Source organism: Kribbella albertanoniae, from assembly GCF_004348455.1.
Taxonomy (GTDB): Bacteria; Actinomycetota; Actinomycetes; order Propionibacteriales; family Kribbellaceae; genus Kribbella; species Kribbella albertanoniae.
In genome coordinates this window covers 1-8,118 of record NZ_SMKA01000356.1, presented here as the reverse complement: position 1 = coordinate 8,118, position 8,118 = coordinate 1, and the positions used below count along the sequence as shown (strand labels likewise).

General features: G+C 68.2%; 10 protein-coding genes. 5 read left to right on the top strand and 5 right to left on the bottom strand.

The annotated features are described in order from the left end of the window. The first annotated feature begins 98 nt into the window (after positions 1 to 98). The gene (locus E1261_RS41185; protein ID WP_132415196.1) at positions 99 to 902 is read left to right on the top strand and encodes a TrmH family RNA methyltransferase; all 804 of its coding nucleotides are present in this window, start codon (positions 99 to 101) and stop codon (positions 900 to 902) included. On the opposite strand, the gene E1261_RS41180 is transcribed toward E1261_RS41185, so the two are convergent. Together E1261_RS41180 and E1261_RS41175 are read right to left on the bottom strand one after the other, a co-directional pair. Then, a complete protein-coding gene (locus E1261_RS41180) occupies positions 896 to 1,741 on the bottom strand; it encodes an SCO6745 family protein (protein ID WP_132415195.1) in 846 nt (281 codons plus the stop codon). The genes E1261_RS41185 and E1261_RS41180 overlap by 7 nt on opposite strands. Positions 1,742 to 1,836: 95 nt before the next feature. Further along, positions 1,837 to 2,586: a helix-turn-helix domain-containing protein gene (locus E1261_RS41175; protein ID WP_132415194.1), complete on the bottom strand. Its 750-nt coding sequence runs from the start codon at positions 2,584 to 2,586 to the stop codon at positions 1,837 to 1,839. An 88-nt stretch (positions 2,587 to 2,674) separates the two neighbouring features. Here E1261_RS41175 and E1261_RS41170 point away from each other — a divergent pair, with 88 nt between their 5' ends. Next, positions 2,675 to 3,055, top strand: a complete 381-nt coding sequence (locus E1261_RS41170) for a nuclear transport factor 2 family protein (protein WP_132415193.1) — start codon at positions 2,675 to 2,677, stop codon at positions 3,053 to 3,055. Here E1261_RS41170 and E1261_RS41165 read toward each other — a convergent pair. Continuing rightward, on the bottom strand, positions 3,050 to 4,096 hold the full coding sequence (locus tag E1261_RS41165) for a LacI family DNA-binding transcriptional regulator (RefSeq protein WP_132415192.1): 1,047 nt from the start codon (positions 4,094 to 4,096) through the stop codon (positions 3,050 to 3,052). The genes E1261_RS41170 and E1261_RS41165 overlap by 6 nt on opposite strands. Here E1261_RS41165 and E1261_RS41160 point away from each other — a divergent pair. Continuing rightward, complete coding sequence (locus E1261_RS41160; RefSeq protein WP_238176771.1) at positions 3,993 to 4,646, top strand: GNAT family N-acetyltransferase; 654 nt, start codon at positions 3,993 to 3,995, stop codon at positions 4,644 to 4,646. The two genes, E1261_RS41165 and E1261_RS41160, sit on opposite strands and share 104 nt — an antisense overlap. Before the next feature lie 7 nt (positions 4,647 to 4,653). Continuing rightward, positions 4,654 to 5,208, top strand: a complete 555-nt coding sequence (locus E1261_RS41155; protein WP_132415190.1) for an AAA family ATPase — start codon at positions 4,654 to 4,656, stop codon at positions 5,206 to 5,208. Between the two features lie 4 nt (positions 5,209 to 5,212). Here the strand turns inward: E1261_RS41155 and def are convergent, their stop codons facing one another. Together def and E1261_RS41145 are read right to left on the bottom strand one after the other, a co-directional pair. Further along, entirely contained in the window at positions 5,213 to 5,812 is a 600-nt protein-coding gene (gene def / locus E1261_RS41150; RefSeq protein WP_132415189.1) for a peptide deformylase, read from the bottom strand. Between the two features lie 42 nt (positions 5,813 to 5,854). Further along, complete coding sequence (locus E1261_RS41145) at positions 5,855 to 6,670, bottom strand: LLM class F420-dependent oxidoreductase (RefSeq protein WP_132415188.1); 816 nt, start codon at positions 6,668 to 6,670, stop codon at positions 5,855 to 5,857. A 76-nt stretch (positions 6,671 to 6,746) separates the two neighbouring features. On the opposite strand from E1261_RS41145, the gene E1261_RS41140 reads away from it, so the two are divergent. Further along, on the top strand, positions 6,747 to 8,118 hold a 1,372-nt coding region (locus E1261_RS41140), incomplete at its 3' end, for an AAA family ATPase (protein ID WP_132415187.1).

Genomic DNA, 8,118 nt, shown 5'->3' with positions numbered 1-8,118 from the left:
GGCGGGGACTCTGGGTACGGTTCAGCCGACCGCGACACCCTGCCCTTCTTTGGGTGTGGGCTGGGTGGAGGTGATGAGATGGGTGAGTGACTGGGCGGATGGTTGAGGTTACGGATGCTGCGGATCCTCGATTGGGGGATTATGTGCAGTTGCGGGAGGTGACGCTTCGGCGGTTGCTGGAGGAGGAGCATGGGCTGTTCATCGCCGAGGGGGACAAGGTCATTCGGCGGGCGGCTGAGGGTGGGTTCGTGCCGCGGTCGTTCCTGCTGGCGCCTCGGTGGCTGGAGTCGCTGAGTGATGTGCTGGCCAGGTGGCCGGAGACGCCGGTCTATGTGGTGTCGGAGGAGTTGGCTGAGCAGGTCACCGGGTTTCATGTGCACCGGGGTGCGCTCGGGTCCTATCGGCGTACGGCGGCCGCTCCGCTGGACGAACTGCTGACACCAGCAGTACGGCGGATCGCGATCTTCGACGACATCGTGGATCACACGAACGTGGGGGCGGGATTCCGGGCCGCGGCTGCGATGGGGGTGGACCTGGTACTCGTCACGCCGACCTGTGCGGACCCGCTGTACCGGCGGTCGATCAAGGTGTCGATGGGGACGGTGTTCCAGGTGCCGTGGACCCGGCTCGACAATTGGCCGGGGGCGCTGGGTGTCCTGAGGGAGCGCGGGTTCGTGTCGGCCGCGTTGGCGCTCACCGACGAGTCCATCACGCTGGACGAGTTGGCGGCGCGCAACGACGAGCGGCTGGCGCTGATCTTCGGGACCGAGGGGCATGGGCTGAAGCCGCATGTTCTCGAGCAGGCCGATCTGACGGTGAAGATCCCGATGGCCGGGGGAGTGGACTCGCTGAATGTCGCCAGTTCGGCAGCAGTCACGTTCTACGCGACGCGCACTCAGTAGCCGACCGAGTCGATTCGCGCAGCGAGCGGCTGGAGGTCGGCGACGAACTGGTCGAGCTCCTCAGGCGTCAAGCTGGCATAGGCGGGAGCGGCTGCGGCGTCGGTCTGCGCCTCGATGCGGTCCTTGAGCTCGCGGCCGGCCGCAGTGAAGCCGGCCCCAGAATCGACCAGGCCGCGGGACCGCAGACCCTGTACGACGGCCTCCAGCTCGGCATCCGTCAGCGGGTCGAGTCGGCCGTAGTCGCGCGGCTTCATCCCACCATCCAGCGCAGCGAACACATGCGCCTCCTGACCATTGATGCCCGCGGCAACGAGCGCGGCGTTGTGACCGTCACCGCGGTGCTCCCGCAGCAGCGTTGCCGCGTGCCACAGCCGAGCCAGCGGTTCGGACGGTACGGCGATCGACCGCAGACCGGCGTACAGGGGTCGGCCCTCGATCGGCGCGCTCATCGCCAGCCGGAGCGCGAGATCAGCAGCCCGAGCGAGGGCGGGGGAGTCGGCGAGCGGGCCGAGGATGCGGCGGAGGGCTGTGACGCAGCCGGCCTCTCGTGCGGCGAGGGCCTCTGCAGGAGTGGTGATGTCCCAGACGCCGGTGTAGAACTCGTCGGCCATGCCCGGAGCGAAGTTGTAGAAGATCGCGTCCACGACTGCGGCCGGTACCTGGCCCAGCGGTGCGGCCCGGCCGGCGAAGTAGAGCGGCCAGTAGTTGGCGGAGTCGAAGCCGATCGCCTCCATGGCCTCGTTCGGCTCGTCGGACATGTAGGTGACCAGGTGGAGCGGCTCCAGCAGCTCCCGGCCCAGGTAGCGGGCGAGGTTCGTGGCGGGGGCGGTGCTGGTCATGGTGACCTCCGGGCTCGGGTGGTGCCGGCCTGTTGCCGGTCCCTCACCCTGGCTACGAAGCCGCCCGGCTCATTTCGACAAGTACCCCAGAAGTTTTAGGTCTCGAAGTACTCCGCGGTGGCCGCGTCCGCGGGGTAGTAGGACTCGACGGCGAGGTCGGCGAGGGTGATGTCGAGCGGAGTGCCGAAGGTCGTGATGGTCGAGAACACCCGCAACTCGGCACCGTCGAAGCGGATGATCATCGGGATCACGACCTCGGCCTCGATCGGTTCGCCGGTATCACCGTCAGCGAGCAGTTCGGCGTACAGCGCGGTGAGCCGGGGATTGGGTGCGGCGGCCAGTTGCCGCCGTACCCGGGCGCGGAAGACGGAACGCACATCGTCGAGGTTGGCGACGAGGGGGGCGAGCCCGCGGGGGTCGAGGCCGAGCCGGATCAGGTTCATCGGCTGCAGCAGTTCCGGCGCGACGCCCGTCAGGAAGGGAGCGACGGCACGGTTCGTCAGTACGACGTCCCAGTACCGGTCGAAGGCGATCGCCGGATAGGGCTCGTGCGCCAGCAGCACCCGATCGACCGCGGCCCGCGCCATCGACAGCGCCGTACTGTCCAGCGAACTTTCGGCGTACCGGGGTGCGAAGCCGGCCGCGAGCAGGAGTGCGTTCCGCTCCCGCAGCGGTACGTCGAGTTGCTCCGCGAGCCGCAGCACCATCTCCGCACTCGGCTGCGACTTCCCGGTCTCGACCAGGCTGACGTGCCGAGCCGAGACGTCAGCGGCGATCGACAGATCGAGCTGGCTGAGTTGCCGCCGGTGCCGCCACTGCCGCAGGAGTTCCCCGACTGTTGCCATGGTCAACGAGCCTACCCGGATCCAGCCGGCTGTCGATGAAATGCGATGTCATCGACAGCGACCGCCCTTCCTGACAACACTTCTGGGCATGACAACCGAGAACGAGCAACTCGTGCAGCAGACGATGGCCCAACTGATCGGCGACGGCGGAGTCGCCGCCGTGGAACATTTGGTGAGCGAGGATTTCCGGCACTATCGGCCGGAAGGCCTCGTTCGCACCAAGAGCGAATGGCTGGCCGACATCTCCAGGTCCCTGCTCTCGCTCGAAGGAATGCAGGTCGAGATCCTGCACCTCCTGTCCGACGGCGACTACGTCGTCATCCACACCCGCCGTCGCCTGCCTGACGGCAAGCCGGGCATTGTCGTCGTCGACATCCTGCGCATCGCGGACGGTCAGTTCACCGAGGTGTGGGAACTCGTCGAGCCGGTCGCCTCAGCACAGGCGCACCTGACCTGGTGGGAGCTATGACGAGAGCGGCGGCGTGCTCGCCCGGATGACCGGATAGGCGGGCACCGTCCGCCGAGTCAACGACTCGTCGGTGGTGGTGGCGCGATACACCGCCTCCTGGGCGACCGCGTTCAGAGCGACATGCACGGTGGTCAACTTCGGTACGACGTCGCGCAGCGTGCTGATGTCGTCGAATCCGGCCACGCCGATGTCCTCCGGAACGCGCAGACCCCGCTCGCGGAGACCGGCCAGCGCACCGAGCGCCATATCGTCGGTCACCGCGAACACCAGATCGAGTTGAGCCGCCTCGTCGTCACTGAGCCCGAGTACGAACTCGCGAGCGCCGGCCCAGCTGAACCCGGGCTGCTGCACCCGCACGTTGGTGCCGCCGGACTCGGTCAGGCCGGCCACGAAGCCCTCGACCCGCTGCTGCATCGAGAGCAGCGGAGTGGCGCTGCCGAGGACCAGGCAGTTCCGGTAGCCGAGGGTGGCCAGCTCACGAGCGAGCTGCCGCGCACCCTCGTGGTTGTCGAAGTCGACGGTCTCGAAGGGCAGGTCGGACCGGCTGATCAGGACGACCCGGCCGCCGGTCTGTTCGTACCGCTGCAGTTCGTCGATCAGCGCCTGCGACGACGGGGGATCGACGTACCCGGTGCCCGCCAGGATGATTGCGCGTGGCTGCTGACCGCGCAGCTCGCGGATCAGGTCGAGCTCGCGCTCGGCCTGCCGCTCGGTGACCGCGATCGAGACGTGCAGCCCGATCGCCTCGGCCTGTTTCATGATCTCGGCGGCCATGGCGGAGAAGTACGGGTCGGAGATCAGGCTGAGCACCAGCGCGATCGTGCGCGAGGTGCCCCGGGCCATTGCCTGTGCGGGCAGATTCGGCGTGTAACCGAGCTCCTGGGCAGCGCTCAGCACCCGCTCGCGATAACTTGGAGCGACCCGGCGGGAGCTTCCGTTGAGCACCCGCGAGGCGGTCGGCTGGGAGACCCCGGCGGCGCGCGCGACGTCGTCCAAGGTGACAGGACGCCTCTGCTGTGCTGATTCCCCCGGCCCGTTCATCGTTGCAGTTTATCGATTGGGGGAGACGATGCGTACGACTGAACGCCTGATCCTGCGGCCGTTTCAGGACACCGACCTGGAGGCCTGGGCCGCGCTGAACAGCGACCCCGAGGTCATGCGCTATATCGGCGGACCACTGACCCGGGCCGAATCGGATCGGGAAGCGGCCGGAATCAACCAGCAGTGGAAGACCGAACGCTTCGGCTTCCTGGCCATCGAACGTGCCGCCGACGGTGCTTTTCTAGGCGCGGGCGGGCTGTCGCGCGAGCAGTGGTACCCCGAGACGCTCGAGGTCGGCTGGCGACTGGACCGCGCGTACTGGGGGCACGGCTACGCCAGCGAAGCCGCCGCGCACTGGCTCGCCTACGGCTTCACCGAGCTGCAACTGCCCCGCATCAACTCGGTCACCGACACACCCAACGAGCGCAGCATCGCCGTGATGCGCCGCCTCGGGATGACGTTCGAGCGCACCACCGACCTCGAGTTCGACGGTGAGTCCTTCAATGCCACCGTTTATTCGATGACGGCCGAGGCCTTCCGCATGATCTGATGTCGCCATGCCCAACGTAGTTCTCGTCACCGGCATGCAGGCCGCCGGCAAGTCCACGATCGCCCCGCTGCTGGCCGCCGAGCTCGGCCCGCCCGCCGCGACCCTCGACGGCGATGTCTTCTACCGCGGTGTGGTCGCCGGTGCGGAGGGGATGACCCCGGACCCGTCGCCGGAAGCTGTGCGCCAACTAGAACTCCGGTACGCCGCCACCCAGCTGATCGCTCAGCACTACGCGGACAACGGATTCGACTTCGTCTGCAGCGACATCATGCTCGGTGAGCATGTCGAGCGGTGGTTCGCCGGACTGAAGGGTGTCGAAACCTACCTCGTCGTACTGATCCCGTCGGTCGAGTCGATCGTGGAGCGCGAGCTCGGCCGCGGCGGCGAGAACTCGTACCGTGCCTGGCAGGAAGAAGGCGCGTCGCTGGCCGACGGCGTACGGGTGTTGCAGGCGGGTCTGCAGGAGATCCCGCGCCGGGGTCTGTGGCTGGACACCACCGGTCAGACCCCGGAGCAGACGGTCAAGGCGATCCTCACGGACCTGGAGCAGGCCCGCTGGTAGCGGCCTAGTTGGCCGAGACCTCTTCGTCCTCGTGGACGACCATCGGGGTGATGGGCCAGTCCTCGGGGTAGTCCTCGGCGAGCTCCTCGGCCTCGTTGAAGAGGCGCTTGCGGTACTTGCGGGAGAGCCGGTCGCCGAAGACCGTGCCCTGGGTGTGGTCGGTCTCGTGCTGCAGGCAGCGGGCCAGCAGGCCGGTGCCCTCGTACGAGACGGGCTCACCGTGCTCGTCGACACCGGTCACCTTGGCGAAGTCCGGGCGGGCGCACTTGGTGAAGGCGCCGGGCAGCGACAGGCAGCCCTCGTCACCCTCGTCGAGGCGGCGGTCCTTGCCCTCGGGGAGCTCGATCACCGGGTTGCAGACGACACCCTCGACCCGGTTCCCGTCTTTGTCGGGGCAGTCGAAGATGAACAGCTGCAGGTCGACCCCGACCTGGTTGGCGGCCAGACCGACGCCCTCGGCCGCGTCCATCGTCGAGAACATGTCGGCCACCAGCGTCTGCAGCTCGGGACCGAAGTCGGTCACCGGCTGGTTCAGATGGTGCATCACCTCGGTGCCCCAGCGGGTGATCGGCCGGACGGAACCACGCTCGTACTTCGAAACCATGCGGGAAATCCTATCCGGCCGACCGCCACATCGTCGTACGGGCTACTTGCCGTTGACCTCGTCGCGCCACGCGACCCAGTCGCGGAGCAGGCCGGTGTCGTAGTCCGGGCCGGAGGCCGAGACGGTGAACAGCCGGGTGCCGACGTCGAGCAGGCCCTTGCCGGCATCCTCCGGCGACTTGTCGCCGACCGCGGCCGAGCGCTCGATCTCACCCGGGTCGCGGCCGATGGTCTTGCAGTGCTCGTCCAGTACGGCGTGCTTGTGCGCGATCGTCTCCGCGTCACCGAAGCCGTGCCAGATGTTGGCGTGCTGGGCGACCAGCTTGAGCGTCTTCTTCTCGCCGCCGCCACCGATCAGGACCGGGATGTCGCGGGTCGGCTTCGGGTTCAGCTTGGCCCAGCGGGCCTCGATCCGCGGCAGCGCCTCACCGAGGGCGTTCAGGCGGCCGCCCGCCGTACCGAACTCGTAGCCGTACTCGTCGTAGTCCCGCTCGAACCAGCCCGAGCCGATGCCGAGGATGAGCCGGCCCTCGCTGATGTGGTCGACGGTGCGGGCCATATCGGCCACCAGGTCGGCGTTGCGGTAGGAGTTGCAGGTGACCAGCGCGCCGATCTCGACCCGTTCGGTCGCTTCGGCCCACGCGGCCAGCATGGTCCAGCACTCGAAGTGCAGGCCGTCCGGCTCCCCGAACAGCGGATAGAAATGGTCCCAGTTGAAGGCGATGTCGACGCCGATCTCCTCGGCCTCGGCGACGGTACGCCGGATGTCGGCGTACTCGGCATGCTGCGGCTGAATCTGGAAACCGATCCGGACGGGGAAGGCCGCGTACGGACGGTCGGTGGACTCGGAATCTGTCATGGTGGAGAGTCTATCCGGCGTTTCGGAGGACCCTCCGGATCAGGTCGGGGGACGGACAGTGGGAGGGACGGCCGCAATGCCGGACGAGCACGAGATCGACGAGTTCGCACGCCTGTTCACCGGGTTCCTGGAGCGGATGCAGAACCAGCGCGGGCCGGGGATCAACCGGACCGGGCTGCGGGACAAGCTGATGGAGCACCTGGGCGCCGAGCCCGAGCAGGTGCCGGTGGTGGCGGCGAGCTTCGCGCCGTACGACCTGCCGAACGTGCAGCGTGCGATCGAGGCCTGGTTCGACTCCTTCGAGGTGGTCGGCCTGGCCGGCTCGAACCGCGGCCATCACTCGCTGAGCGAAGTGCTGGAGATGGCTGTCTACGACCGCTTCGGGATCGGCGCCGTCGACTACGTGCGGCTGCCGATCGACATCGACGAGGACATGGACTGTGTCGCGTTCGGCTTCTACCTCGGCATCAAGGGCACCGACCGGTACGTCGCTCTGTTGCGCGCACCGAACCAGCAGTACGGCCGCTCGTCGGTCGATCTCGAGGTGCTGACGGTCGACAAGAGTGCGGGGGACCGGTTCCTGAGCGCGCTGCCGGAGCTGATTCGGAAGCACAACGTGTTCCGCGGCAAGGTGGTGTCGTTCGAGGGCAGCGAGTTCGGGCAGGGCGTCGGGCCGTTCCGGCTGCACCCGCGACCCGGGATCACCCGCGACGACGTGGTCATGCCGGACGGCGTTCTCGAGCGCGTCGAGCGTGAGGTGGTCGGGATCGCGGATCACCGGGAGACGCTGCTGGAGGCCGGTCAGCACCTGCGTCGCGGCGTACTGCTCTACGGTCCGCCCGGCACCGGGAAGACGCACACCGTCCGCTATCTGCTGTCCCGCCTGCCCGAGTTCACCGTCGTACTGCTGGCCGGCACGAGCATCCACTTCATCTCGCAGGCCTGCGCGCTCGCCCGGATGCTGCCGCCGGCGCTCGTCGTACTGGAGGACTGCGACCTGGTCGCCGAGGCCCGCGACTACTCGCGCGGCATGGAGAACCCGTTGCTGTTCCAGGTGCTCAACGAGATGGACGGCCTGGCCCAGGACGCGGACGTCGCCTTCCTGCTCACCACCAACCGCGCCGATCTCCTCGAACCAGCCCTGGCCCAGCGCCCCGGCCGCGTCGACATGGCCGTCGAGGTCCCGCTTCCCGACGCCGACGGCCGCGCCCGCCTGCTCCGCCTCTACGGTCCCGCCCTCGACCTGTCCACCGAGATCGTCGACGAGGTGGTCGCCCGCACCGAAGGCACCACCGCCTCCTTCATGAAGGAACTAGTCCGCCGCACCGTCCTCCTGGCTGCCCAAGCCGGCACCACCCCAGGCCCCGACCACATCCGCACCGCAGCCGACGAACTCCTCTCCTCCCGAGACGCCCTAACCCGCCGCCTCCTCGGCGCCACCACCGACG

What these genes read in the sequence shown, in the direction of transcription:
- E1261_RS41145 (WP_132415188.1), bottom strand. Translation starts at nt 6,670, where the DNA reads ATGACAGATTCCGAGTCCACCGACCGTCCGTACGCGGCCTTCCCCGTC.
- E1261_RS41170 (WP_132415193.1), top strand. Translation starts at nt 2,675, where the DNA reads ATGACAACCGAGAACGAGCAACTCGTGCAGCAGACGATGGCCCAACTG.
- E1261_RS41155 (WP_132415190.1), top strand. Translation starts at nt 4,654, where the DNA reads ATGCCCAACGTAGTTCTCGTCACCGGCATGCAGGCCGCCGGCAAGTCC.
- def (WP_132415189.1), bottom strand. Translation starts at nt 5,812, where the DNA reads ATGGTTTCGAAGTACGAGCGTGGTTCCGTCCGGCCGATCACCCGCTGG.
- E1261_RS41175 (WP_132415194.1), bottom strand. Translation starts at nt 2,586, where the DNA reads ATGGCAACAGTCGGGGAACTCCTGCGGCAGTGGCGGCACCGGCGGCAA.
- E1261_RS41180 (WP_132415195.1), bottom strand. Translation starts at nt 1,741, where the DNA reads ATGACCAGCACCGCCCCCGCCACGAACCTCGCCCGCTACCTGGGCCGG.
- E1261_RS41185 (WP_132415196.1), top strand. Translation starts at nt 99, where the DNA reads ATGGTTGAGGTTACGGATGCTGCGGATCCTCGATTGGGGGATTATGTG.
- E1261_RS41165 (WP_132415192.1), bottom strand. Translation starts at nt 4,096, where the DNA reads ATGAACGGGCCGGGGGAATCAGCACAGCAGAGGCGTCCTGTCACCTTG.